The following is a 24,026-nucleotide window of genomic DNA, read 5'->3' as shown; positions in this document are numbered from 1 at the left end:
TCCCGTCTCTGACGAGACACCCTGTTTTCCGACAAGGAGAAAACATTGCTCGACGTAACCACTTTCGATGAGCTGCGCATCGGCCTCGCAACGGCCGATGACATCCGTCGCTGGTCGCACGGTGAAGTGAAGAAGCCCGAGACCATCAACTACCGCACCCTGAAGCCCGAGAAGGACGGCCTGTTCGGCGAGCAGATCTTCGGACCCTCTCGCGACTGGGAGTGCTCCTGCGGCAAGTACAAGCGAGTCCGCTTCAAGGGCATCGTCTGCGAGCGCTGCGGCGTCGAGGTCACCAAGTCCTCGGTCCGCCGCGAGCGGATGGGCCACATCGAGCTCGCCGCCCCCGTCACCCACATCTGGTACTTCAAGGGCGTCCCCTCGCGCCTCGGATACCTGCTGGACATGGCGCCGAAGGACCTCGAGAAGGTCATCTACTTCGCGGCGTACATGATCATCGACGTGGACGACGACGGCCGTCACGCCGACATGCCCGGCCTCGAGAACGAGCTCCGGCTCGAGATCAAGACCCTCTCGGACCAGCGCGACTCCCGCATCGCGGACCGCCTGGCGCGCCTGGAGACCGACCTCGCCGCCCTGGAGGCGGAGGGCGCCAAGAGCGACCAGAAGCGCCGCACCAAGGACGGCGCCGAGAAGGAGATGGGCCAGATCCGCAAGTCCTTCGACGAGGACATCGCGCGGCTCGAGAGCGTGTGGGAGCAGTTCCGCACCCTCAAGGTCGGCGACCTCAAGCCCGAGGACGCGGTCTTCAACGAGCTCGTCGACCGGTACGGCGTCTACTTCGAGGCCTACATGGGCGCCGAGGCGATCAAGAAGCGCCTCGAGCAGTTCGACCTCCAGGCCGAGGCCGAGACGCTGCACCTGCAGATCGCCGAGGGCAAGGGTCAGAAGAAGATCCGCGCCATCAAGCGCCTGCGCGTCGTCAACTCGTTCCTCGCCACCGGCAACTCGCCGGCCGCGATGGTCCTCGACGTCGTCCCGGTCATCCCGCCGGAGCTGCGCCCGATGGTGCAGCTCGACGGAGGCCGGTTCGCGACCAGCGACCTGAACGACCTCTACCGTCGCGTGATCAACCGCAACAACCGACTCCGCCGCCTGCTCGACCTCGGTGCCCCCGAGATCATCGTGAACAACGAGAAGCGCATGCTCCAGGAGGCGGTCGACGCCCTCTTCGACAACGGCCGCCGCGGCCGCCCCGTCACCGGAACCGGCAACCGCGCCCTCAAGTCCCTGAGCGACATGCTCAAGGGAAAGCAGGGTCGCTTCCGCCAGAACCTGCTGGGCAAGCGCGTCGACTACTCGGGACGCTCGGTCATCATCGTCGGCCCGCAGCTCAAGCTGCACCAGTGCGGTCTGCCCAAGCAGATGGCGCTGGAGCTGTTCAAGCCGTTCGTGATCAAGCGCCTGATCGACCTGTCGCACGCGCAGAACATCAAGGCCGCCAAGCGCATGGTGGAGCGCTCGCGCCCGCAGGTGTGGGACGTGCTCGAGGAGATCATCCGCGAGCGCCCCGTCCTGCTGAACCGTGCGCCCACGCTGCACCGTCTCGGCATCCAGGCCTTCGAGCCCCAGCTGGTCGAGGGCAAGGCGATCCAGCTGCACCCGCTCGTCTGCGCCGCGTTCAACGCGGACTTCGACGGCGACCAGATGGCCGTCCACCTGCCGCTGTCCGTCGAGGCCCAGGCCGAGGCGCGCATCCTGATGCTCGCGTCGAACAACATCCTCAAGCCCTCGGACGGCCGTCCGGTCACCCTGCCCACGCAGGACATGATCATCGGCCTCCACCACCTGACGACGATCCGCGAGGGCGCCGCCGGCGAGGGCCGCGCGTTCTCCTCCGTCTCGGAGGCGATCCTCGCGAAGGACCAGGGCTCGCTGCACCTGAACTCGAAGGTCAGGATCCGCATGTCGGACGTGTACTTCGCGCAGGGTCAGGCCCCCGAGGGCGTCGAGATCGACGAGAACGGCAAGGTCACCGCGCCGGTCCTCCTCGAGACCACGCTCGGCCGCGCCCTCTTCAACGAGGCGCTGCCGGTCGACTACCCCTACTTCGAGCAGGTCGCCGACAAGACGACCATCTCCGGGATCGTCAACGACCTCGCGGAGCGCTACCCGAAGGTGGAGGTCGCCGCCTCCCTCGACCGGATCAAGGACGCCGGCTTCTACTGGGCCACCCGCTCGGGTGTCACCGTGGCGCTGTCCGACATCCTCACGCCTCCGTCGAAGCCCGAGATCATCGCGGGCTACGAGAAGAAGGCCGCGAAGGTCGAGTCCGAGTACGACAAGGGTCTGACCACTCAGGCGGAGCGCCGCCAGGAGCTCGTGAAGATCTGGACCGAGGCGACCGACGAGGTCGCCAAGGCCATGCGAGCGAACTTCCCGACGGACAACACCATCAACCGCATGGTCACCTCCGGTGCCCGCGGCAACTGGCTGCAGGTGCGCAACATCGCCGGCATGCGAGGCCTGGTGAACAACCCGAAGGGCGAGATCATCGCCCGACCGATCATCTCCTCGTACCGCGAGGGCCTGTCGGTCGCCGAGTACTTCATCGCCACGCACGGTGCCCGCAAGGGCCTGGCCGACACCGCGCTCCGCACCGCGGACTCGGGCTACCTGACGCGTCGACTCGTCGACGTCTCGCAGGACGTCATCATCCGCGAGGAGGACTGCGGCACCTCGAAGGGCCTCGACCTGCCGATCATGCTCCAGGACGCCACCGGCGCCTGGATCAAGGACTCCAACGTCGAGAACTCCGTCTACGCCCGTTCGCTCGCCACCCCGGCGTCGAACGAGGCCGGCGAGCTCGTCGCCGAGGCCGGCGAGGACGTGGGCGACGTGCTCATCGAGAAGCTGGTCGGAGCGGGCGTGCGCCACATCAAGGTGCGCTCCGTCCTGACCTGCGAGTCCGCCGTCGGCGTCTGCGCGGCCTGCTACGGCCGCTCGCTCGCCACCGGCAAGCTCGTCGACATCGGAGAGGCCGTCGGCATCATCGCGGCCCAGTCGATCGGCGAGCCCGGCACGCAGCTCACGATGCGCACCTTCCACACCGGTGGATCGGCCTCGGCCGACGACATCACGCAGGGTCTTCCCCGCGTGCAGGAGCTCTTCGAGGCCCGCACCCCCAAGGGCGCGTCGCCGATCGCGGAGGCCGCCGGCCGGATCACCATCGAGGACACCGACCGTGCCCGCCGCGTCATCCTCCAGCCGGACAACGGCGACGAGGCGGTCATCTACCCGGTGCTCAAGCGCTCGCAGCTCCTCATCGAGGACGGCCAGCACGTCGAGCTCGGGCAGCAGCTGCACGTCGGAACGGTCGACCCGAAGGAGGTCCTGCGCGTGCTGGGCGTCCGCGAGGTCCAGAAGCACCTGGTGGGCGGCGTCCAGGGCGTCTACCGCTCGCAGGGTGTGCCGATCCACGACAAGCACATCGAGGTCATCGTGCGTCAGATGCTCCGCAAGGTCACCGTGGTCGACCACGGCGACACGGAGCTGCTGCCGGGCGAGCTCGTCGACCGCTCGCGCTACAGCGAGGTCAACCGTGCGGCTCTGACCGAGGGCAAGCGGACCGCGTCCGCCCGCCAGGAGGTCATGGGCATCACCAAGGCCTCGCTCGCGACGGAGTCGTGGCTGTCGGCCGCGTCCTTCCAGGAGACCACCCGCGTCCTCACGCAGGCGGCCATGGAGGGCAAGCGCGACCCGCTGATGGGCCTGAAGGAGAACGTGATCATCGGAAAGCTGATCCCGGCGGGAACCGGTCTGCCCAAGTACCGGAACGTGTCGGTCGAGGCGACCGAGGAGGCGAAGGCCGAGCGGTACCCCAACCGCATCTTCGCCGACGACGCCGCGTTCAGCGACGCCGACCTCTCGTTCGTCGACTTCGACTCGTTCTCGAGCGACGGCTACGAGCCGGGCAACTACAGCTGATCCAGGTGAGCTGAACGATCGAAGGCCCCGTCGGGACACCGGCGGGGCCTTCGTCGTCTCCGGCCCGCGGTCACCCGCACGGGGGGCCGCCCGTTCGCGACGAGCGGCCCTCCCCGCAGGAGCGGGGTGATTGACTCGATGCGTGCTCGTCGGGTCGAGCCTGTAACCGTTCCCCGTCCTGGTCGCGGCACGTGAGGAAACGCGCGGATGAGACTCGTGATCGTCGTGCTGGCCGCACTGCTCGTGGTGGTCGGCGTCGTCGTGGTGCCCGCGGGGCGGGCGGAGGCGGCCGAGGCGGTCGCTCCCTCGTCCTGCGGCGTTGCGGAGCTGGCTCCCGTGCTCGCGGGCGACGACGTCCGGCCGCGCTCCGCCGCCGCGCTGGTCCCCATCGTGATGCTGCACGGCTGGCTGGGCACGGCGACGCACGACGCCGACCGCACAGGGGCCTTCTCCCATCTCGTGGACATGGTGTCGTCGGAGTCGGCGACCGCTCCGCTCGACGCTCCCGAGCCGTCCCTCCTCGGCCGGCTGCAGCAGATCGACGGCGCCGCGGTCTACACCTTCGACTACCGCCGGCTCGCCGCGCGCTGGGTCACCGATCCGGGGATCAGCGACGCGCTCGCCTCCTCGATCGCCTGCCTCGTCTCCGCGACCGGGCACCGCGCCGTCGTCGTCGCGCACTCGATGGGAGGGCTCGCCGCCCGCCAGGCGCTGAGCGGCTCGGTCGACGGGACCGCCGTCGCCTCGATGGTCTCGTCCGTCCTCACCTTCGGCACCCCGAACACGGGATCCGACGTCGCGGAGCGCCTCGGACGGATGGTCGACGACTCCGGCCAGGTCAGCCCCGCGGTGATCGCAGGACTGGACCCGCAGAGCCGGCTGAGCGTCTCGGCGATGCTCGCCTCCTGCGGGGACGCCGTCTCGGAGGACGCCGAGCACGCGGGGGAGTGCACGGGAGTGCCGATGATCGACGCCCTCGCCTCGGCGGCGGGCAAGGGACTGCGGACGGGGTCGACCGAGCTCGGCTCCCTGCCGCCCTGGCCCGCCGGTGTCCACGTGACGGCGCTGGTGGGTGACATCCAGGTGACCGCCGCGGTGGCGCTCGGCCTGGCCAGCGCCCCGGTCGACCTCGGCGACATCATGGTCGCGACCGGATCGGCGACGGCCGGAGTCGACGACTACGTGGTCTCGACCTGCCGCTACACCTACCTCGCCGCAGCGGACGTGCCGTCCCTCGTCGCCGAGCTCTCGCCGTTCGCGCGGCTCGGCGACGCTCTGCGCTTCGCGAAGCTCGTGGTCGACGTCGACGCGAGCCCGTGCCACCACGCGCGGCTGACCCGGAACGTCGACCTCGTCGAGCACGCCACCGGCGTCGTGTCGGACGTCGTCGCGGGCGAGCTGTCCGCTCCGCACGCCTCTCGAGCGCAGACCGCGGCGAGGGTGCTCCCGGCGGCGGAGGAGTCCCGGAGGCGGTCCTCGTGACCGGTCGGCGGACGCCGCCGAGGAGACATCATGTCGCGTCAGTTGACGGACGTCTGTCGGGAAGCATACGGTCGAACCGGCCCATGGGGAGGCCGCCTGGGGGACAGGCAGCGCGGCCCGCGCGGCACCCGAGCCGCATGCGCGGGCCGCGCCCGTCCCCGATCTCCTCTCACGTTCCGCCCTCCCTCCGGGTACGCTCGGCTGGACAGCAGATGCCGGAGACTCCCTCCGTGCATCCCGGCGCCGGAGGCCTGATGAGCGACGACCCCCTCGATGCGGAGGAGTCGGCGCGTCCTCCCCGCCTGACCCGCGAGCAGGTCCGCACCCGCCTGCTGGACGCCGCTCTCGCGGTCGTCCGCGCCGAGGGCCTGCGCGTCGGAGTCGCCCACCTGCCCCTCGAGGACGTCATCCGCTCGGCGGGTGTTCCGCGCAGCACCGTGTACCGGATCTGGCCCACCCGCCAGTCGTTCTACGACGAGCTGATCGCCGCGATCCCGGAGAGGGTCCTCGCCACCCGCCTCGACCAGCCGTCCCTGCGGGCCGGGAACTCCCACCTCCACCGCAGCCTCGACCCCGAGCCGACCCCGGCGCAGCGCCGCGAGGCCCTGACCGCCTCCGTCCGGGTCGCCGTCGACGCGAACGTCGACAACGTCTTCTCGTCGCAGCACTGGCGCAACTTCATCGCGCTCGCCGGCGCGGTGGGATCGCACGAAGAGCCGGCACGGACCGCCATCGGATCCGCTCTGCGCGCCCGCCAGCTGCACTTCATCGACAACATGGCGAAGTACTACGAGCACACCCTCGCCGAGGCGGGGCTCCGGCTGCGCCCGGACCGCGGCTCCGCCGCTCTCGCCTCCGCCGTCTCGGCCCTGATCGAGGGGCTGTGCATCGCGCGGATCGCGGCACCGGAGCTGGTGACCGGCCCGCTCGACCCGGCCGATCCCGACGGACCGTCGCTGGCGGTGGTGTCGGTGCTGCTGCTGATCGACGGGTTCACCGAACCGGACGACTGATCCGGGCCGCGGGGTCCGGCCCGCGCCCCGCTCAGTCCTCCGCGACGGGCTCCAGCATCCCGTCGACGATCGAGCGGATCGTCCAGGCCGCCAGGGTCCACTCCACCGGCTCGCCGTCGAGGCCGGGGGCGGTCACGGGAGCATCGAGGTCGTCGTCGAGGAGACGGCCGCGGTGGGCGAGTCCGTCGATCACGATCGCCGTGAGGTGCGCGAGCTGGAGCGTCGTGAATCCCGGGCGCATCGTGCCGCCGAAGACCTCCAGCGTCTCCTCGTAGTAGTCCCGCATCCGGCGCGTGAGCATGCCCTCGATCCGCTTCGCCGTGGCCCGCACGGCGTCGCGAGCAGGCCCCTCCTCCATCGAGAAGGTGCAGGCGAGCAGCGCGTTGTAAGACGACCAGTCGGCGGAGCGGCGGAGCGACTCGGCGTTCGCCCGTGCGCCGATGCGGATGGTCTCCCAGGCGACCCGGCGGCGGCCGGCGGCCGTGGAGAGGAGATCGGTGGAGCGCTCGTAGACCTCGCGCATCTCCTGCTGGGCCTCGGGGTCGGCGCCCTCCGCATACCGGTCCCGCACGAAGACCTCGCCGACGAGGTCGGCCACGAACTCCTCGCGCGTGCTCCAGATGCGGTAGACGGAGCTGCGGGGCACGCCGGCCAGGCGGATGTACTCCTCCATCGGCAGGTGCGCGAAGCTGACCGTGAGGCCGTGGTTCGAGACGACATCGCGCGCCGTGTCGATCATGCGGCTGCGGACCTGCTCCGCGGGGATCCTCCGGGCCCGCCGGGAGCCCTCTGCGCTGTCGTCCATGGTGAGGGACATTAGCCGGAGACGGCGTCGCGGATGGTCCTCCACGCGCTCCGTGAGCCGATCCGGAGCGCTCTGGGGGCGTCCTCCCACTGAGACGGAATGTCCCATCACGTGCAGGACGACGTCGCGGACCGCTACGGTGCAGCCGGGGCGGACCCGAACCTGCCCCTGCTAGGGGACCCCCGTGACCGGATTCGATCGGTTCACGCTGGCCGTCGTCGACGGACCAGCGATCGAGCGCGCCGCGCTGCAGGCGCTGCTCGCGCAGCTGCTGCCGCAGTTCTCGCACGACGAGGAGGGCGTCGACCGCATCGCGGTCCTCGACCTGGACGGTGTGCCCGGCGAGGAGGTGGCCGACACCCTCGAGCGTGCGGCTACCCGGACCGTCGGCCTCGTCGTGCTCTCCTCCTCCGACTCGCTGGAGCCGGTGCGGGCCGTGCTGCGACGGGAGAGAGCGGCCTACGTCTGGAAGGGCGACGACCCCAGCGAGCTCGCCGCGGCGGTCGTCTCGGTCGCCTCCGGCCGCACCTGGATCTCGGACACCGCCCGCCACCGGCTCGTGCACGGGCGCGAGGAGCGCCGCCCGGTGCTGAGCCCCCAGGAGAGCCGTGTGATGCGCGCCTACGGAGCGGGTGCCGCGGTCCGCACCGTCGCGGTCGACCTCAGCGTCGCCGAGCACACCGTCCGCACCTACATCAAGCGGATCCGAGCCAAGTACCTCGAGACCGGCGTCACTCTCGACTCACGGGTCGACTTCTACCGCCACCTCGGCGACCACGACGTCGCCATCCGCCGCGCCGGAGACCGGGTGCGGGCCGGCGCGCAGCAGGCGGCCGGCGACGTGGTCGGCTAGCGCCGAGCCTGAGGCGAGCAGGATCGCGTTCCCGCCGGTGCGCCCCTCGACGAAGGCGGTCGATCCGACCGCCGCGGTGACCGGGAGCAGCTCCCGGACGACCCCGCGCAGGCGGTCCAGCCTCCGGTGGTCGGCGTCGTCGGCGACGTTGACCGCGAGGAGCCCGTCGGCGCCGACGCGGGCGGCGAGCGGAGCGAGGACGGACGCGCGGTAGAACGCCTCCGGGATCTCGTCCCCGTCGTAGACGTCGAGCACGACGAGGTCGGCGCTCCAGGGCGGCAGGGGCCCTGCGGCGTCGGCCGTGAGGAGTCGGACGCGCGCGTCGCGGGGGAGCGGCGCGTGCTCGAGCACGAACTCCACGAGTCCCGCCGCGCTCTCCACCGCGAGCTGCTCGGAGCCCGGCCGGGTCGCGGCGACGTACCGGGCCAGGGCCAGGGCTCCGGCTCCGAGGTGCAGCACGCGCAGCGGCTCGCCGGGCGGGGCGGCGGCGTCGACCACCGCGCCGAGGCGCGCGAGGTACTCGAGGTGCAGAGCACGGGGATCGCCCGGATCGATCAGCGACTGCTCCGCGCCGTCGACCGTGAGCAGCAGCGCCTCCGGCCGCACGGGATCCGGCCCCAGCACAGCTGTGCGGCCTCCCGGCAGCAGGAGGGACGGAGGCATCGCGTCACGCTAGCGCTCCTCGCGCGATCCGCCCCGCCGCCGCTACGGTGACAGGCATGGCCGCCCTGATCCTGCTCGACGTCGACGGCGTCCTGAATCCCTCCGTCCGCAGCGATCGCGCCTCGGGCTCGCACCGCCTGGAGCTCGAGCCCGAGCGGGCGGCGCTCGTCGCCCGCCTGGCCGCGGTCGGCACGATCGTGTGGGCCACGACCTGGCCGCCGAGATTGACGCGGGTCCTCGCCCAGGACCTCGGGCTGCCGGCGGGCACGGAGGCGATCGTCTTCGACGGCGGCCTCCCGCGCGACCCGCGGTTCCCGGGCCGGACGGGCAAGCTCCAGCCCGTCGCGGTGTGGCTGGAGGCGGCCGCCGAGCGCGGCGCGATCGACGCCGTGGTGTGGATCGACGACAACCTCCACGAGGACGCCTACGACTGGGCCCGCGAGCAGAGCACCCCCTTCCACCTGGTGCGTCCGGAGTCGGCGACGGGCCTCACGAGCGACGAGGTCGCCGGTGCCGAGCACTTCCTGGCCGGACTCCCGGCGTCACACGGCGACATCCGGGAATAGGGCCGCCCCCTCCACTGGTTATCGTCACTCCGGGCGGTTCCGCCGAGCAGCGGTCCGCCCCGGGACGACCCGTCCCCTCGTCGATCCCCGCGCCGCATCCGGCGCAGCGGGACCGCCACGACTCCGTGATGCACCGAAGGACAACACCGTGACCCTCTCCGCCCGCACCTCCCTGCGCGTCCTGCTCGGCACGACCGCCGCCGCCGCCGCCCTGGTCCTCGCCGGCTGCGCGCCCGCCTCGACCGACGACGTGGTCTCCGGCTCGAGCGGCGAGGGCACCGCCTCCGCGAGCTCCGGCCTGAGCCTGTCCGAGGTGAAGGACTCGGGGAAGCTCACCATCGGCACCGAGGGCACCTACCCGCCCTTCTCCTTCCACGCCGACGGCGGGACCGGAGCTCTCACCGGCTACGACGTCGACGTGATCACCGCCGTGGCCGAGAAGCTGGGCGTCGAGCCCGACTTCCAGGAGACGCAGTGGGACGCGATGTTCGCGGGCCTGGACGGAGCGCGCTTCGACGTGATCGCGAACCAGGTCTCGATCAACGACGAGCGCGAGGCGAAGTACGACTTCTCGGAGCCGTACTCGGTCAGCCCCGGCGTCGTGATCGTCCCCTCGAGCGACACCTCGATCACCGACCTCGCCGGCCTCTCCGGCAAGACCACCGCGCAGTCGCTCTCGAGCAACTGGTACACCGTCGCGCAGGAGAACGGCGCCGAGGTCGAGGGCGTCGAGGGCTGGGCGCAGGCCATCGCCCTCGTCGAGCAGGGCCGCGTCGACGCGACCGTGAACGACCGCCTCACCTGGCTCGACTGGTCCACGACCTACCCCGACCAGGCCGCGGGCCTCAAGGTCGCCGTCACCACCGACGACACCTCCGAGAGCGCCTTCACCTTCCCGAAGGGCTCGGACGACCTCGTCGAGGCCGTCGACTCCGCCCTCGACGAGCTGCGCGAGGACGGCACCCTCGCCTCCATCTCCGAGCGCTACTTCGGAGCCGACGTCTCCCAGTAGCCCCACCCCGAGACGGCTCCTCCCCTTCCGGGAGGGGCCGTCTCGTGCGTGAGCGGTCCCGTCGCGGGGGAGCGGCGGAGCGGCTCAGGCCGCGGGTCCGCCTGCAAGGGCGCCCGCCCCGGCGCGAAGCGTGCCAGCATTCCCCAGGAGGCGGACACGATCCGCCCCCGACGCCACCACCCGATCGAGCCGACCGCGGATCCTCCCGCGAAGGCGGGAGAACACAATGGACCTCGTCCTCCGGTCGTTCTGGCCGATCCTCTCCGGGGGCATCGTCGGGACGATCCCGCTCGCGCTGGCGAGCTTCGCCATCGGGCTCGTGCTCGCGCTGGCGGTCGCCCTGATGCGGCTCTCGCGGGTGCGGATCCTCTCCTGGATCGCGCGCGCCTACATCTCCGTCATCCGGGGCACGCCGCTCCTGGTGCAGCTGTTCGTGATCTTCTACGGGCTGCCGAGCCTCGGACTGAAGATCGACCCCTGGCCCAGCGCCACCATCGCGTTCGCCCTCAACGTGGGCGGCTACGCGGCGGAGGTGATCCGCGCGGCGATCCTCAGCGTCCCGAAGGGGCAGTGGGAGGCCGCGCACACCATCGGGATGAGCCGCTCGCTCTCGCTGCGCCGCATCATCCTGCCGCAGGCCGCGCGGGTCTCCGTCCCGCCGCTGTCGAACACCTTCATCTCGCTGGTGAAGGACACCTCGCTGGCCTCCCTCATCCTGGTGACCGAGCTCTTCCGGCAGGCGCAGAAGATCGCCACCGCGTCGAGCGAGTTCATGCTCCTCTACCTCGAGGCCGCTCTGATCTACTGGCTCATCTGCCTGGTGCTCTCCAGCGGCCAGGGCCTGCTCGAGAAGCGATTGGACCGCTATGTCGCCCGCTGACACCCCGACCGACGCCCGGCCCGTGCTCACGGCCCGCGGCCTCCGCAAGTCGTTCGGCGGGGTGGAGGTGCTGCGCGGCATCGACCTGGAGGTCCATCGCGGCGAGGTCGTCGCCCTGATCGGGCCGTCCGGCTCGGGCAAGACCACCGTCCTGCGCTCGCTGAACAGCCTCGAGGTGCCGGACGGCGGCGTGGTCGAGCTCGCCGACGGCAGCGTCCTCGACTTCGACCGCGGCGTCGGACGGAAGGCGCTCACCGGGCTGCGCGACCACTCCGCGATGGTCTTCCAGCACTTCAACCTCTTCCCGCACCTGACCGTCCTCCAGAACGTGACGGAGGGGCCGCTGCGAGTGCAGCGCCGTCCCGCGTCCGAGGTGGTCCCGGAGGCGGAGCGCCTGCTCGAGCGCGTCGGCCTCGGCGGCCGGGGGAGCGCCTACCCCTTCGAGCTCTCCGGCGGTCAGCAGCAGCGCGTGGGCATCGTCCGGGCGCTCGCGCTGCGGCCCGATCTGCTCCTCTTCGACGAGCCCACCTCGGCGCTGGACCCGGAGCTGGTCGGCGACGTGCTCTCGCTGATGCGGGAGCTGGCGGGGGAGGGCTGGACCATGCTCGTCGTGACGCACGAGCTCGAGTTCGCCCGGCAGGTGGCCTCGGAGGTCGTCTTCATGGCCGACGGCGTGGTCGTCGAGCGGGGCGCCCCTGCGCAGATCCTCCGGGAGCCGCGGGAGCCTCGCACCCGGCAGTTCCTGCACCGCCTCCTCCACCCGCTCGAGTAGACGGTCGGCGCTGTCCCCCGTCGACGGGGAGCCGCGCGGCGCACCGGGCGCGGCGGAAGGCGTGCCTATGCTGTCCGGGTGACCTGGAGCAGCGACGCCGAGACCACGCGGATCCCCTCCGCGACCGAGACGTCCGGCGGAACCGGACCCCAGCCGACCCGGGAGTACGTCTGGCCCGAACCCGTGACGGGCCGGCAGCCGACCGTCGAGCCCGCCGCCCCGGCCGCCGCGGCGTCAGCCCCCAGCGCCCTCGGGCCGGTCGAGGCCGAGCCCGAGCCGGTCCGGCGCTCCGGCAACCGCCTCGCGGGCCTCGCGCTCGCCCTCCTGACGACCGCGGTCTTCGCCGTCCTGTACCTCGTCGCCCTGACGGCGATCCGCCTGCTCGTCGACCGCGTCGGCGGCGACCCGGTCGCCCTCGCGCTCGACGCTGCGCCGACCGCGCTCTTCCTCGCCCCGGTGGCCGCGTTCCTCGTCGGCCTGGCGCTGATCGTGCTGGTCGTGAACCGCGCGGGCTGGTGGGCCTACGTCCTCGGCGGCTTCCTCGTCGCCCTCCTCACGGCCGCGGCCGCGCTGGTCGGCGGCTGGAGCGCCGTCGGACCGCTCGCCCTGCCGATCGACCGCTCCCTCGCGCTCGACTACGTCCGCGATCCCGCCGTCCTCGCGGCGGTCCTCGCCGCCGGCGTCCTCGGCCGGGAGGCGAGCGTCTGGGGCGGCGCCGCGATCGCGGGCCGTGCCCGGGGCGTCAAGCGCCGCAACGCCGAGCGCGAAGCGGCCGCGCAGTCGTGACTCCGGAGGGGCAGGGGCAGGGCCGCGGAGCCGGCCTGGGCTACGGCCTCGCGCTGGCCGGCTTCGCCGCGTTCCTCTACCTCGCCCTGGTCGTCTGCGCGTTCGGAGTCCTCAGCCTCCTGCTGGACCAGGACGTCGTGCCCGAGCGCGACGCCGGTCCGCTGCTGGGGCCGGTGTCGGTGGCGGTCTGCGTCGTCGCCGTGCTGGTCGCGATGGTGACCCTCGCCGCCCGTCCCGCCGTCCACCGCCTCCTCGGCCCGTCGCTGCTGACCGGGGTCGTCGTCTACCTGCTCTTCCTCCTCACCGGCGGAGCGCTCTACGGGCTCGGCCGCCAGGAGCCGGGGGAGATCCTCGGCTGGATCCTCGACCACGCCCCCACTGTCTTCGCGATCGCGACCGGCGTGCTCGCGGCGGCCGTCCAGCTCGTGTTCCTCCTGCTCCTGGCCCGTCGCGACGCCGGCGGCCGCAGCCCCCACTGGGGCTGGGAGGGCGACGAGCGGGAGTGACGACGGAGTCCCGGCGCGGCTCAGCGCGGCGCTGCCGCATCTCCCAGGGCGAACGCCCCTCGGTTGACCGGCCCCGTCACTCCCCGTAATATTCTTCGGGTGTGCGCTTTGCCGTGCGCTTGTGTCGTGCCTCCGGGTCGATGCGGTCGCCGCACTTCGCTCTACCGGGTCCGCGAGGATCCGCGGGTTCGTCCGATCGGGCGGCCCCCACGGCATACCCCTCACCCTCCCGGTCCCGCTCGCGGGGCCGCGGGGTGCGTCGGGTCCAGATGAACTCGGCCGTTCCCGGAGACGGGAGGGCCGAATGTCGACCATCGATCCGCTGTCACCGTGCAGCATTCAAGGAGCAAAACCAGTGCCAACGATTCAGCAGTTGGTCCGCAAGGGACGCACGCCGAAGGTCACCAAGACCAAGGCGCCCGCCCTGAAGGCCAACCCCCAGCAGCGCGGCGTCTGCACGCGCGTCTACACGACCACGCCCAAGAAGCCGAACTCGGCCCTCCGCAAGGTGGCCCGCGTGAAGCTCTCCAACGGCACCGAGGTCACCGCCTACATCCCCGGCGAGGGCCACAACCTGCAGGAGCACTCGATGGTGCTCGTGCGCGGCGGTCGCGTCAAGGACCTCCCCGGTGTCCGCTACAAGATCGTTCGCGGCGCCCTGGACACCCAGGCCGTCAAGAACCGCAAGCAGGCTCGCAGCCGGTACGGCGCGAAGATGGAGAAGAAGTAATGCCTCGTAAGGGCCCCGCTCCCAAGCGCCCCGTCGTCGCAGACCCCGTCTACGGCGCCCCCATCGTCAGCCAGCTCGTCAACAAGATCCTCCTGGACGGCAAGAAGGGCCTCGCCGAGCGCATCGTCTACGGTGCCCTCGAGGGCGTCGCCGGCAAGAACGGCCAGGACGCGGTCGTCACCCTCAAGAAGGCGCTCGACAACGTCCGCCCGACCCTCGAGGTCCGCAGCCGCCGCGTCGGCGGCTCGACCTACCAGGTCCCGGTCGAGGTCAAGCCCCACCGCGCCAACACCCTCGCGCTCCGCTGGCTCACCAGCTACGCGAAGGCCCGTCGCGAGAAGACGATGACCGAGCGTCTCATGAACGAGATCCTCGACGCGTCGAACGGTCTGGGCGCCGCTGTCAAGCGTCGCGAGGACACCCACAAGATGGCCGAGTCGAACAAGGCCTTCGCGCACTACCGCTGGTAGCGCACCCCGCGGCCGCCTCCGGGCGACCGCGACCGCCGGGCCCGCGGCGTCACCGCTGCGGGCCCGGTCCCGGCGGCGGATCGCCCGATCCCCGCGACCGGGCGACCGCCACCACCAGAATCCCAGCCATTCGGCCATGAACCCGGTGCGCTGGCTCCATCACCTATCGGAGGAACTCCGTGGCACAAGATGTGCTCACCGACCTGAACAAGGTCCGCAACATCGGCATCATGGCCCACATCGATGCCGGCAAGACCACCACCACCGAGCGCATCCTGTTCTACACGGGTATCACGCACAAGATCGGCGAGGTCCACGACGGCGCCGCGACGATGGACTGGATGGCGCAGGAGCAGGAGCGCGGCATCACGATCACGTCCGCCGCGACGACCTGCTTCTGGAACAAGAACCAGATCAACATCATCGACACCCCCGGTCACGTCGACTTCACGGTCGAGGTCGAGCGCTCGCTCCGCGTCCTCGACGGCGCCGTCGCCGTCTTCGACGGCAAGGAGGGCGTCGAGCCCCAGTCCGAGACCGTCTGGCGTCAGGCCGACAAGTACGACGTCCCGCGCATCTGCTTCGTCAACAAGATGGACAAGCTCGGCGCCGACTTCTACTACACGGTCGACACGATCATCAAGCGCCTCGGCGCGAAGCCGCTGGTCATCCAGCTGCCCATCGGCGCGGAGTCCTCCTTCGAGGGCGTCGTCGACCTGGTCGAGATGCGCGCGCTCACGTGGCGCGGCGACTCGAAGGGTGACGTCGCGCTCGGCGCGAAGTACGAGATCGAGGAGATCCCGGCCGACCTCGCCGACAAGGCGGCGGAGTACCGCGAGAAGCTCCTCGAGACCGTCGCGGAGACCTCCGACGAGCTGCTCGAGAAGTACTTCGGCGGCGAGGAGCTCACCGTCGCGGAGATCAAGGGCGCCATCCGCAAGATGACCGTCAACTCCGAGATCTACCCGGTGCTCTGCGGCTCGGCGTTCAAGAACCGCGGCGTCCAGCCGATGCTCGACGCCGTCGTGGACTACCTCCCCTCCCCGCTCGACGTCCCCGCCATCGAGGCGCACGACGTCCGCGACGAGGAGAAGGTCATCATGCGCCACGCGGACTCGACCGAGCCCTTCTCGGCGCTCGCGTTCAAGGTCGCCGTGCACCCGTTCTTCGGCCGCCTGACCTACGTCCGCGTCTACTCGGGCAAGCTCGACTCCGGCGCCCAGGTCATCAACTCGACCAAGGGCAAGAAGGAGCGCATCGGCAAGATCTTCCAGATGCACTCCAACAAGGAGAACCCGGTCGACTCGGTCACCGCCGGCCACATCTACGCCGTCATCGGCCTCAAGGACACCACCACCGGTGACACCCTGAGCGACCCGGCCGCGCAGGTCGTGCTCGAGTCGATGACCTTCCCGGAGCCCGTCATCGAGGTCGCCATCGAGCCCAAGACGAAGGCGGACCAGGAGAAGCTCGGCACCGCGATCCAGAAGCTCGCGGAGGAGGACCCCACCTTCCGCACCGAGCAGAACCAGGAGACCGGTCAGACGGTCATCAAGGGAATGGGCGAGCTGCACCTCGACATCCTGGTGGACCGCATGAAGCGCGAGTTCAACGTCGAGGCCAACGTGGGCAAGCCCCAGGTCGCGTACCGCGAGACGATCCGCCGCACGGTCGAGAAGTACGACTACACCCACAAGAAGCAGACGGGTGGCTCCGGCCAGTTCGCGAAGGTCCAGATCACCATCGAGCCGATGGAGGTCGAGGCCGACAAGACCTACGAGTTCGTCAACGGCGTCACCGGTGGCCGCGTCCCGCGCGAGTACATCCCCTCCGTCGACGCGGGCATCCGCGACGCCATGCAGGTCGGCGTGCTCGCCGGCTACCCCATGGTCGGCGTGAAGGCGACCCTGGTCGACGGAGCGGCGCACGACGTCGACTCCTCCGAGATGGCGTTCAAGATCGCCGGCTCGATCGCGTTCAAGGAGGCCTCGCGCAAGGCGCAGCCGGTCCTCCTCGAGCCGCTCATGGCCGTCGAGGTCCGCACTCCCGAGGAGTACATGGGCGACGTCATCGGCGACATCAACTCGCGTCGCGGGATGATCCAGTCGATGGAGGACGCCACCGGCATCAAGGTCATCCGGGCCAACGTCCCGCTGTCCGAGATGTTCGGCTACATCGGAGACCTGCGCTCGAAGACCTCGGGTCGCGCCGTCTACTCGATGACGTTCGAGACCTACGCCGAGGTCCCCAAGGCCGTGGCCGAGGAGATCGTCCAGAAGAACAAGGGCGAGTAGCTCCGCCCCCTGGGCCGTCGTCGTTCCCCGGAACGGCGACGGCCTGGTAGTGTCGTGCGGGTTTGCTGCCGAGTGCAGCGCGCCCCCTGTCGCAGCGGGACGGCCGCACGACCACTGCCGGTAACATACGTACACAAAACCCCCGCAAGTCCTCCTGTCCTCGTGCCGCCTCGTGCGGCCGCCCGGATGCGGATGCTTGCACCTAAGTCCTGAGGAGGACCCACAGTGGCTAAGGCCAAGTTCGAGCGGACCAAGCCGCACGTCAACATCGGAACCATCGGTCACGTCGACCACGGAAAGACCACGCTCACCGCGGCGATCTCGAAGGTTCTGGCGGACAAGTTCCCGTCCGCGACCAACGTCCAGCGTGACTTCGCGTCGATCGACTCCGCTCCCGAGGAGCGCCAGCGCGGCATCACGATCAACATCTCGCACGTCGAGTACGAGACGCCGAAGCGCCACTACGCGCACGTCGACGCCCCGGGTCACGCCGACTACATCAAGAACATGATCACCGGCGCGGCCCAGATGGACGGCGCGATCCTCGTGGTCGCCGCCACCGACGGCCCGATGGCTCAGACCCGTGAGCACGTCCTCCTCGCCAAGCAGGTCGGCGTCCCCTACCTGATGGTCGCGTTGAACAAGTCCGACATGGTGGACGACGAGGAGATCCTGGAGCTCGTCGAGCTCGAGGTCCGCGAGCTCCTCTCGTCGCAGGGCTTCCCCGGCGACGACGCTCCGGTCATCCGCGTCTCGGGCCTCAAGGCCCTCGAGGGCGACGAGACGTGGACCCAGTCCATCCTCGACCTCATGGACGCCGTCGACGAGTCCATCCCGGACCCGGTGCGCGACAAGGACAAGCCGTTCCTCATGCCGATCGAGGACGTCTTCACGATCACCGGTCGTGGAACCGTCGTCACCGGCCGTGCGGAGCGTGGAACCCTCGCTCTGAACTCCGAGGTCGAGATCGTCGGCATCCGCCCGACGCAGAAGACCACGGTCACCGGAATCGAGATGTTCCACAAGCAGCTCGACGAGGCCTGGGCCGGCGAGAACTGCGGTCTGCTCCTCCGCGGCACCAAGCGCGAGGACGTCGAGCGCGGCCAGGTCGTCGTCAAGCCGGGTTCGGTCACGCCGCACACGGACTTCGAGGGCACCGCGTACATCCTGTCCAAGGATGAGGGTGGGCGTCACAACCCGTTCTACGCGAACTACCGTCCGCAGTTCTACTTCCGCACCACCGACGTCACCGGCGTCATCACGCTGCCCGAGGGCACCGAGATGGTCATGCCCGGCGACACCACCGACATGACGGTCGCGCTGATCCAGCCGATCGCCATGGAGGAGGGCCTCGGCTTCGCCATCCGTGAGGGTGGACGCACCGTGGGTGCCGGTACGGTCACCAAGATCATCAAGTAGGTCCGTCCTACCGATCTCTCGAGAGGGGTCGTCCGCTTCGGCGGGCGGCCCCTCTCGTCGTTCCCGGGGACGCCCGGCTAGCGTGGCGGCATGCCCTTCGTGAAGAGCGACCCCCGTGCTCTCCCGCAGTTCTTCGAGTGGGAGGCGGCCGGCCTGGACTGGCTGCGCGAGGCGGACGGCGGTGCGCGCTGTGTCGGGGTGGAGAGGGTGTCGCCCGGGCGCATCGAGCTGGAGGAGATCCGCTCCGTGCGTCCCTCGCCCGAGTCGGCTCGGGCTCTCGGCGCCGCGCTCGCCCGGACGCACGACGCCGGAGCCGCGGCGTTCGGAGCGCCGCCCCCGGGATGGACCGGCCCCGCCTACATCGGCCGCCGCGGGATGCCGTGCCGCCCGGACGACTCGTGGGGGCGCTTCTACGCGGAGCAGCGGGTGCGGCCGTTCCTCGGCCCCGCCGTGGAGGCGGGCAACCTCACGGCAGCCGAGTCGCGGCTCGTCGAGCAGGCTCTGGGCCGGGTGGCGGCCGGAGCCTTCGACGACGGTGCGGGGCCCGCCCGGATCCACGGGGACCTCTGGACCGGCAACGTGCTCTGGACGGCGGACGGCGCCGTCCTGATCGACCCCGCCGCTCACGGGGGACACCGCGAGACCGATCTCGCGATGCTGGCCCTCTTCGGCGCTCCGCACCTCGACGCCGTCCTCGAGGGCTACCGCGAGCAGCATCCGCTGGAAGCCGGCTACGAGGAGCGGGTGCCGCTCCACCAGCTGCACCCGCTCGCCGTCCACGCCGCCGGTCACGGTCCGTCCTACGGCCGCGCCCTGGCCGACGCGGCGGAGCAGGTGATCGCACTGGCCGGCTGACCGGCGCGCCCGCACCGTTCCCCCAGCCGGGACCGCCACACTGAGGCACGCGCCGCCCTGTGCGCGTCGACAAGGAGGCATCATCGTGGATCTCGGGAAGCTCGGACGCCAGGCCGGCGAACTGCTCAACAGCCGGAAGGCCCAGGACGCGCTGCGGAGCGAGAAGGCCGAGCAGGTCTCCGACCAGACCCTCGAGAAGGCGGGCGAGATCGCCAGCCGCCTCACCAACGGCAAGTACGACGACCGCATCGAGGACCTGAAGCGCCAGGCCGACAAGCGGATCGGCAACGAGTAGCAGCTGCCGTCCGACTGCTCCTCCCCGCCGTCAAGCGGGTGCGGGCCTCGGATCCGCCGTCCTATCGTCGGATCGATGGCTGACACTCGCGCGCAACGACTCCGCAGGACCGATTCGAGCGGGCGCGGCTACACCCGGGTGCGCGCGGGCTCCGGCTTCAGCTACCGCGACCCGAAGGGCGCGACCGTCGCCGACAAGGAGCTGCGCGCGCGCTTCGACCATCTCGGCATCCCGCCGGCCTGGACGGACGTCTGGATCGCCCCGTATCCCAACGGGCACATCCAGGCCACCGGCGTCGACTCCGCCGGCCGCCGCCAGTACATCTACCATCCGACCTGGCGCGAGCAGAAGGACCGGATCAAGTTCGACCGGGCGCTGCGGCTCGCGGAGGCCCTGCCCGGGGCGCGCCGGGCCGTGACCATCGCCCTCCGCTCGGACGGCCCAAGCCGCGAGCGCGCGCTGGCCACCGCCTTCCGGATGCTCGACACCGGATCGCTCCGCGTCGGCAGCGAGAGGTACGCGAAGGAGCACGGCAGCATCGGCCTCTCGACGCTCCTGTGCGCGCACGCCACGACCCACGGGGACCGGGTCGCCCTCGCCTTCCCCGGGAAGAGCCATCAGGCGTGGACGAGCGAGATCCTCGACCACGACCTCTCGCGCGTCGTCCGTGCTCTCAAGCGTCGCGGGCCGAACGCCCGCCTGCTCGCCTGGAAGGACGGGCGGGAGTGGCGGCCGATCTCGGCGCCCGAGATCAACGACTACGTGCGCGAGCGCGCCGGCGACGACTTCACGGCGAAGGACTTCCGCACTCTGCACGGCACGGTCGCGGCCGCGCTGAGCCTGGCGAAGTCGGGCCCGCAGGCCACGCAGCGCGCTCGGAACTCCGCGATCGCCCAGGCGATGCGCGACGCCTCGGACGTGCTCGGGAACACGCCGACGGTCGCCCGCGCCAGCTACGTCGACCCGCGGCTGCTGGACCACTTCCGCGCCGGCGAGACCATCGACGCGTCGCGCCCCGCGTCGGCCGAGACCGCCGTTCGGGCGCTGCTCTTCGAGTAGCGGGGGAGGCGCTCCGACCCGCGCTGCTGCTCGGAGCGACCGGCTCCCCAGGGCCGTCACGACGTGCTCGCGGAGGAGCCCTCCGGCGCGACACGCCCGGGTTGCAGGGGTGGGGCATCTGTGGGAGACTCTTCTAGTTCAAAATTTCCTCTCGGGCGGCGTGCTGCTCGGAGGGGGACACTGCCAGGCAGTGCCGAGACGGCATCGCGGAGGCTCGACCCGAGAGGGCGGCCACGCGGATGCGACGTCGAGGCGGCGGGTAGCAGAACGACAACAACCGACATCTCAACGGGTTCTCCGTGCGTCGTGCGTTCTGCACGCCGATCGGAGCGCCTCAGGGGTGCGGTGCTTTTGACAGAAGAACACTGGTTGCACTTTTCCGGGTCACCGGAGTTCCTTCGCGAGCGCGTCCAATGCGAGACGAGTCCGGCTCCGGCCGGGGGAGTCGCGTACGACGCAATAACAAGAGAGTGAGAGATCACACATGGCGGGACAGAAGATCCGCATCCGACTGAAGTCGTACGACCACGAGGTCATCGACACGTCGGCGCGCAAGATCGTCGACACGGTCACCCGTGCCGGTGCAACGGTGGTCGGCCCCGTGCCGCTGCCGACCGAGAAGAACGTGGTCTGCGTGATCCGTTCTCCCCACAAGTACAAGGACAGCCGCGAGCACTTCGAGATGCGCACCCACAAGCGCCTCATCGACATCATCGACCCGACGCCCAAGGCCGTCGACTCGCTCATGCGCCTCGACCTGCCGGCCGACGTCAACATCGAGATCAAGCTCTAAGGAGGAGTGCCACCATGTCTGTCACTGTTTCCCCCACGCTGAAGACCAGCAAGGGCCTCCTCGGCACCAAGCTCGGAATGACCCAGGTCTGGGACGAGAACAACAAGCTCGTGCCGGTCACCGTCATCGAGATCAGCCCCAACGTCGTGACCCAGGTCCGCACGGAGGAGAAGGACGGCTACACCGCCGTCCAGCTCGCCGCCGGTGCGATCGACCCGCGCAAGGTGAACAAGCCCGCCGCCGGTCACTTCGACGCCGCGGGCGTCACCCCCCGCCGCCACCTCACCGAGGTCCGCACCTCCGACGCCGCCGACTACTCGGCCGGCCAGGAGCTGACCGTGGACGCCGTCTTCGAGGCCGGCACCAAGGTCGACGTCGTCGGCACCAGCAAGGGCAAGGGCTTCGCCGGTGTCATGAAGCGTCACAACTTCAAGGGCGTCTCGGCTTCGCACGGTTCGCACCGCAACCACCGCAAGCCCGGCTCCATCGGCGCCTCCTCGACCCCCAGCCGTGTCTTCAAGGGCATGCGCATGGCCGGTCGCATGGGTGGCGAGCGCGTCACCGTGCTCAACCTCAAGGTGCACTCCGTCGACGCCGAGAAGGGCCTGCTGCTCGTCAAGGGCGCCGTCCCCGGTGCCCGCGGTCGCCTCGTGTTCGTTCGCAACGCCGTGAAGGGAGCGTAGTTCCATGGCTACCTCTGTCGACATCATCGACGTCAAGGGCCAGAAGGCGGGCTCGGTCGAGCTCCCCGCCGCGCTCTTCGACGTCCAGACCAACATCCCCCTCATCCACCAGGTCGTCGTGGCCCAGCTCGCCGCGGCGCGCCAGGGAACCCACAAGACGAAGAACCGCGGTGAGGTCTCCGGAGCCGGTCGCAAGCCGTTCAAGCAGAAGGGAACCGGTCGCGCTCGTCAGGGCTCGATCCGCGCCCCGCACATGACCGGCGGTGGCGTGGTCCACGGACCGACCCCCCGCAGCTACGCGCAGCGCACCCCCAAGAAGATGATCGCCGCGGCTCTGCTCGGTGCTCTCTCGGACCGCGCCCGCGGTGCCCGCATCCACGTGGTCGAGTCCCTCGCCCTCGGCGACACCCCCCGGACCAAGGACGTCCTCGTCCTGCTCGACGCCCTCTCGGTGTCGCGCAACGTCCTCGTGGTGCTCGAGCGCGACGACTACATCGCCGAGCTCTCGCTCCGCAACGTGCCGTTCGTGCACATCCTGCCGGCCGACCAGCTCAACGCGTACGACGTGCTCGTCTCCGACGACATCGTGTTCTCGAAGGGCGCGCTCGACGCGTTCATCGCGGCCAAGTCGGGCGTCGAGTCCAACAAGGAAGAGGTGAACGCATGAGCCAGTCCGCCGCGTTCAACAAGGACCCCCGCGACGTCATCATCTCCCCGGTGGTCTCGGAGAAGTCCTACGGCCTGATCGACGAGGGCAAGTACACCTTCGTGGTCGACCCGCGTTCGAACAAGACCGAGATCAAGCTCGCCATCGAGAAGATCTTCGGCGTCGAGGTCGCGTCGATCAACACGCTGAACCGCCAGGGCAAGACCCGCCGCACGAAGTTCGGCACCGGCAAGCGCAAGGACACCAAGCGCGCGATCGTCACGCTGAAGTCCGGCTCCATCGACATCTTCACGAGCGTCGGCTGAGCCGAAGAAGCGTAGAGGAAACAGACAATGGCTATTCGTAAGTACAAGCCCACGACCCCCGGTCGCCGCGGCTCCAGCGTTGCCGACTTCGCCGAGATCACCCGCTCGACGCCCGAGAAGTCGCTCCTGCGCCCGCTGTCCAAGACCGGTGGCCGCAACAACTCCGGCCGCATCACGACGCGTCACATCGGTGGTGGCCACAAGCGCCAGTACCGTCTGATCGACTTCCGTCGCAACGACAAGGACGGCGTCAACGCCAAGGTCGCTCACATCGAGTACGACCCCAACCGCACGGCGCGCATCGCGCTGCTCCACTTCGTGGACGGCACCAAGCGCTACATCCTGGCCCCGAACAAGCTCTCGCAGGGCGACGTCGTGGAGTCGGGCGCCGGCGCCGACATCAAGCCCGGCAACAACCTGCCGCTGCGCAACATCCCGACCGGTACGGTCATCCACGCCATCGAGATCAAGCCGGGAGGCGGCGCCAAGCTCGCCCGCTCGGCCGGCACCTCGGTCCGCCTCGTCGCCAAGGACGGCCCCTACGCGCAGCTCCGCCTGCCGTCGGGCGAGATCCGCAACGTCGACGCGCGCTGCCGCGCCACGATCGGCGAGGTCGGCAACGCCGAGCAGTCGAACATCAACTGGGGCAAGGCCGGCCGCATGCGCTGGAAGGGCGTCCGCCCGACCGTCCGCGGTGTCGCGATGAACCCGGTCGACCACCCGCACGGTGGTGGAGAGGGCAAGACCTCCGGTGGACGCCACCCGGTCAGCCCGTGGGGTCAGTCCGAGGGACGCACCCGTCGCCCCAACAAGGAGAGCGACAAGCTCATCGTTCGCCGCCGCACCGCCGGTAAGAAGCGCAAGTAGGAGTTGTAGAAGATGCCTCGCAGTCTCAAGAAGGGCCCCTTCGTTGACGACCACCTGCTCCGCAAGGTGTTCACGGCCAACGAAGCCGGCAACAAGAACGTCATCAAGACCTGGTCGCGCCGTTCGATGATCATCCCGGCGATGCTGGGTCACACCATCGCGGTCCACGACGGTCGCAAGCACATCCCCGTGTTCGTGACCGAGACCATGGTCGGCCACAAGCTCGGCGAGTTCGCCCCCACTCGGACCTTCCGCGGTCACGAGAAGGACGACAAGAAGGGCCGTCGCCGCTGACGCGGCGACGAG

At 70.3% G+C, this 24,026-nt stretch carries 25 protein-coding genes; 23 read left to right on the top strand and 2 right to left on the bottom strand.

Annotated features, from left to right (window positions below; all coding sequences use genetic code 11):
- Positions 1 to 45: 45 nt before the first annotated feature.
- The 3 genes from GSU40_RS12760 (at position 46) to GSU40_RS12750 (ending at position 6,440) form a co-directional block, all read left to right on the top strand.
- Positions 46 to 3,945: a DNA-directed RNA polymerase subunit beta' gene (locus GSU40_RS12760; RefSeq protein ID WP_104224580.1), complete on the top strand. Its 3,900-nt coding sequence runs from the start codon at positions 46 to 48 to the stop codon at positions 3,943 to 3,945.
- A gap of 207 nt (positions 3,946 to 4,152) precedes the next feature.
- The gene (locus GSU40_RS12755; RefSeq protein ID WP_160035183.1) at positions 4,153 to 5,427 is read left to right on the top strand and encodes a hypothetical protein; all 1,275 of its coding nucleotides are present in this window, start codon (positions 4,153 to 4,155) and stop codon (positions 5,425 to 5,427) included.
- Between the two features lie 254 nt (positions 5,428 to 5,681).
- Complete coding sequence (locus GSU40_RS12750) at positions 5,682 to 6,440, top strand: TetR/AcrR family transcriptional regulator (protein ID WP_160035181.1); 759 nt, start codon at positions 5,682 to 5,684, stop codon at positions 6,438 to 6,440.
- Positions 6,441 to 6,471: 31 nt separating this feature from the next.
- On the opposite strand, the gene GSU40_RS12745 is transcribed toward GSU40_RS12750, so the two are convergent.
- Positions 6,472 to 7,245 (bottom strand): hypothetical protein, encoded by a 774-nt coding sequence (locus tag GSU40_RS12745; protein ID WP_160035179.1) that lies wholly within the window; start codon positions 7,243 to 7,245, stop codon positions 6,472 to 6,474.
- 184 nt (positions 7,246 to 7,429) lie between these two features.
- Between GSU40_RS12745 and GSU40_RS12740 the strand changes: the two genes are divergently transcribed.
- Entirely contained in the window at positions 7,430 to 8,098 is a 669-nt protein-coding gene (locus GSU40_RS12740; RefSeq protein WP_160035177.1) for a LuxR C-terminal-related transcriptional regulator, read from the top strand.
- Here GSU40_RS12740 and GSU40_RS12735 read toward each other — a convergent pair.
- Complete coding sequence (locus GSU40_RS12735; protein WP_160035176.1) at positions 7,988 to 8,761, bottom strand: SAM-dependent methyltransferase; 774 nt, start codon at positions 8,759 to 8,761, stop codon at positions 7,988 to 7,990. The genes GSU40_RS12740 and GSU40_RS12735 overlap by 111 nt on opposite strands.
- Positions 8,762 to 8,817: 56 nt before the next feature.
- Here GSU40_RS12735 and GSU40_RS12730 point away from each other — a divergent pair, with 56 nt between their 5' ends.
- From GSU40_RS12730 to rpsS, 19 genes are all read left to right on the top strand, one after another.
- On the top strand, positions 8,818 to 9,327 hold the full coding sequence (locus GSU40_RS12730; protein WP_104224575.1) for an HAD domain-containing protein: 510 nt from the start codon (positions 8,818 to 8,820) through the stop codon (positions 9,325 to 9,327).
- 250 nt (positions 9,328 to 9,577) lie between these two features.
- A complete protein-coding gene (locus GSU40_RS12725; protein WP_244229678.1) occupies positions 9,578 to 10,339 on the top strand; it encodes an amino acid ABC transporter substrate-binding protein in 762 nt (253 codons plus the stop codon).
- A 226-nt stretch (positions 10,340 to 10,565) separates the two neighbouring features.
- The gene (locus GSU40_RS12720; RefSeq protein WP_104224574.1) at positions 10,566 to 11,219 is read left to right on the top strand and encodes an amino acid ABC transporter permease; all 654 of its coding nucleotides are present in this window, start codon (positions 10,566 to 10,568) and stop codon (positions 11,217 to 11,219) included.
- Entirely contained in the window at positions 11,206 to 11,991 is a 786-nt protein-coding gene (locus GSU40_RS12715) for an amino acid ABC transporter ATP-binding protein (RefSeq protein WP_104224573.1), read from the top strand. The genes GSU40_RS12720 and GSU40_RS12715 overlap by 14 nt, the downstream gene beginning before the upstream one ends.
- 78 nt (positions 11,992 to 12,069) lie before the next feature.
- Positions 12,070 to 12,777, top strand: a complete 708-nt coding sequence (locus GSU40_RS12710) for a hypothetical protein (protein WP_104260912.1) — start codon at positions 12,070 to 12,072, stop codon at positions 12,775 to 12,777.
- Complete coding sequence (locus GSU40_RS12705) at positions 12,774 to 13,283, top strand: DUF6121 family protein (RefSeq protein WP_160035175.1); 510 nt, start codon at positions 12,774 to 12,776, stop codon at positions 13,281 to 13,283. The genes GSU40_RS12710 and GSU40_RS12705 overlap by 4 nt, the downstream gene beginning before the upstream one ends.
- A 355-nt stretch (positions 13,284 to 13,638) precedes the next feature.
- Positions 13,639 to 14,013 (top strand): 30S ribosomal protein S12, encoded by a 375-nt coding sequence (gene rpsL / locus GSU40_RS12700; RefSeq protein ID WP_011186743.1) that lies wholly within the window; start codon positions 13,639 to 13,641, stop codon positions 14,011 to 14,013.
- On the top strand, positions 14,013 to 14,483 hold the full coding sequence (rpsG, locus tag GSU40_RS12695) for a 30S ribosomal protein S7 (protein WP_068251443.1): 471 nt from the start codon (positions 14,013 to 14,015) through the stop codon (positions 14,481 to 14,483). The genes rpsL and rpsG overlap by 1 nt, the downstream gene beginning before the upstream one ends.
- Before the next feature lie 179 nt (positions 14,484 to 14,662).
- A complete protein-coding gene (fusA, locus tag GSU40_RS12690) occupies positions 14,663 to 16,777 on the top strand; it encodes an elongation factor G (RefSeq protein WP_104224571.1) in 2,115 nt (704 codons plus the stop codon).
- Positions 16,778 to 17,002: 225 nt separating this feature from the next.
- Entirely contained in the window at positions 17,003 to 18,196 is a 1,194-nt protein-coding gene (gene tuf, locus GSU40_RS12685; protein WP_159915396.1) for an elongation factor Tu, read from the top strand.
- A 90-nt stretch (positions 18,197 to 18,286) separates the two neighbouring features.
- On the top strand, positions 18,287 to 19,051 hold the full coding sequence (locus tag GSU40_RS12680; protein WP_160035173.1) for a fructosamine kinase family protein: 765 nt from the start codon (positions 18,287 to 18,289) through the stop codon (positions 19,049 to 19,051).
- An 85-nt stretch (positions 19,052 to 19,136) separates the two neighbouring features.
- Complete coding sequence (locus GSU40_RS12675) at positions 19,137 to 19,346, top strand: antitoxin (protein WP_159939075.1); 210 nt, start codon at positions 19,137 to 19,139, stop codon at positions 19,344 to 19,346.
- Between the two features lie 75 nt (positions 19,347 to 19,421).
- Positions 19,422 to 20,405: a DNA topoisomerase IB gene (locus tag GSU40_RS12670; RefSeq protein ID WP_104224567.1), complete on the top strand. Its 984-nt coding sequence runs from the start codon at positions 19,422 to 19,424 to the stop codon at positions 20,403 to 20,405.
- A 484-nt stretch (positions 20,406 to 20,889) separates the two neighbouring features.
- Positions 20,890 to 21,198, top strand: a complete 309-nt coding sequence (gene rpsJ, locus GSU40_RS12665) for a 30S ribosomal protein S10 (RefSeq protein ID WP_005050520.1) — start codon at positions 20,890 to 20,892, stop codon at positions 21,196 to 21,198.
- Positions 21,199 to 21,212: 14 nt separating this feature from the next.
- Complete coding sequence (gene rplC / locus GSU40_RS12660; protein ID WP_104224566.1) at positions 21,213 to 21,881, top strand: 50S ribosomal protein L3; 669 nt, start codon at positions 21,213 to 21,215, stop codon at positions 21,879 to 21,881.
- Between the two features lie 4 nt (positions 21,882 to 21,885).
- Complete coding sequence (rplD, locus tag GSU40_RS12655; protein ID WP_104224565.1) at positions 21,886 to 22,548, top strand: 50S ribosomal protein L4; 663 nt, start codon at positions 21,886 to 21,888, stop codon at positions 22,546 to 22,548.
- The gene (gene rplW / locus GSU40_RS12650) at positions 22,545 to 22,853 is read left to right on the top strand and encodes a 50S ribosomal protein L23 (RefSeq protein WP_068209445.1); all 309 of its coding nucleotides are present in this window, start codon (positions 22,545 to 22,547) and stop codon (positions 22,851 to 22,853) included. Before rplD ends, rplW begins: the two co-directional genes overlap by 4 nt.
- A gap of 27 nt (positions 22,854 to 22,880) precedes the next feature.
- Positions 22,881 to 23,720, top strand: a complete 840-nt coding sequence (rplB, locus tag GSU40_RS12645) for a 50S ribosomal protein L2 (protein ID WP_068251462.1) — start codon at positions 22,881 to 22,883, stop codon at positions 23,718 to 23,720.
- 12 nt (positions 23,721 to 23,732) lie between these two features.
- Complete coding sequence (rpsS, locus tag GSU40_RS12640) at positions 23,733 to 24,014, top strand: 30S ribosomal protein S19 (protein WP_055787078.1); 282 nt, start codon at positions 23,733 to 23,735, stop codon at positions 24,012 to 24,014.
- Positions 24,015 to 24,026 lie beyond the last annotated feature (12 nt).

Origin of the sequence: Rathayibacter sp. VKM Ac-2805, assembly GCF_009834265.1 — a bacterium.
Lineage (GTDB): Bacteria > Actinomycetota > Actinomycetes > Actinomycetales > Microbacteriaceae > Rathayibacter.
Note: the sequence above shows the minus strand (reverse complement) of the source record. Positions and strands in the feature narration are given on the sequence as shown.

Bases quoted from the DNA above. Each gene is read 5' to 3' on its own strand.
- GSU40_RS12755 (WP_160035183.1), top strand. From the start codon at position 4,153: ATGAGACTCGTGATCGTCGTGCTGGCCGCACTGCTCGTGGTGGTCGGC.
- GSU40_RS12750 (WP_160035181.1), top strand. From the start codon at position 5,682: ATGAGCGACGACCCCCTCGATGCGGAGGAGTCGGCGCGTCCTCCCCGC.
- GSU40_RS12745 (WP_160035179.1), bottom strand. From the start codon at position 7,245: ATGGACGACAGCGCAGAGGGCTCCCGGCGGGCCCGGAGGATCCCCGCG.
- GSU40_RS12735 (WP_160035176.1), bottom strand. From the start codon at position 8,761: ATGCCTCCGTCCCTCCTGCTGCCGGGAGGCCGCACAGCTGTGCTGGGG.
- GSU40_RS12730 (WP_104224575.1), top strand. From the start codon at position 8,818: ATGGCCGCCCTGATCCTGCTCGACGTCGACGGCGTCCTGAATCCCTCC.
- GSU40_RS12720 (WP_104224574.1), top strand. From the start codon at position 10,566: ATGGACCTCGTCCTCCGGTCGTTCTGGCCGATCCTCTCCGGGGGCATC.
- GSU40_RS12715 (WP_104224573.1), top strand. From the start codon at position 11,206: ATGTCGCCCGCTGACACCCCGACCGACGCCCGGCCCGTGCTCACGGCC.
- rpsG (WP_068251443.1), top strand. From the start codon at position 14,013: ATGCCTCGTAAGGGCCCCGCTCCCAAGCGCCCCGTCGTCGCAGACCCC.
- GSU40_RS12680 (WP_160035173.1), top strand. From the start codon at position 18,287: ATGCCCTTCGTGAAGAGCGACCCCCGTGCTCTCCCGCAGTTCTTCGAG.
- GSU40_RS12670 (WP_104224567.1), top strand. From the start codon at position 19,422: ATGGCTGACACTCGCGCGCAACGACTCCGCAGGACCGATTCGAGCGGG.
- rpsJ (WP_005050520.1), top strand. From the start codon at position 20,890: ATGGCGGGACAGAAGATCCGCATCCGACTGAAGTCGTACGACCACGAG.
- rplC (WP_104224566.1), top strand. From the start codon at position 21,213: ATGTCTGTCACTGTTTCCCCCACGCTGAAGACCAGCAAGGGCCTCCTC.
- rplD (WP_104224565.1), top strand. From the start codon at position 21,886: ATGGCTACCTCTGTCGACATCATCGACGTCAAGGGCCAGAAGGCGGGC.
- rplW (WP_068209445.1), top strand. From the start codon at position 22,545: ATGAGCCAGTCCGCCGCGTTCAACAAGGACCCCCGCGACGTCATCATC.
- rplB (WP_068251462.1), top strand. From the start codon at position 22,881: ATGGCTATTCGTAAGTACAAGCCCACGACCCCCGGTCGCCGCGGCTCC.
- rpsS (WP_055787078.1), top strand. From the start codon at position 23,733: ATGCCTCGCAGTCTCAAGAAGGGCCCCTTCGTTGACGACCACCTGCTC.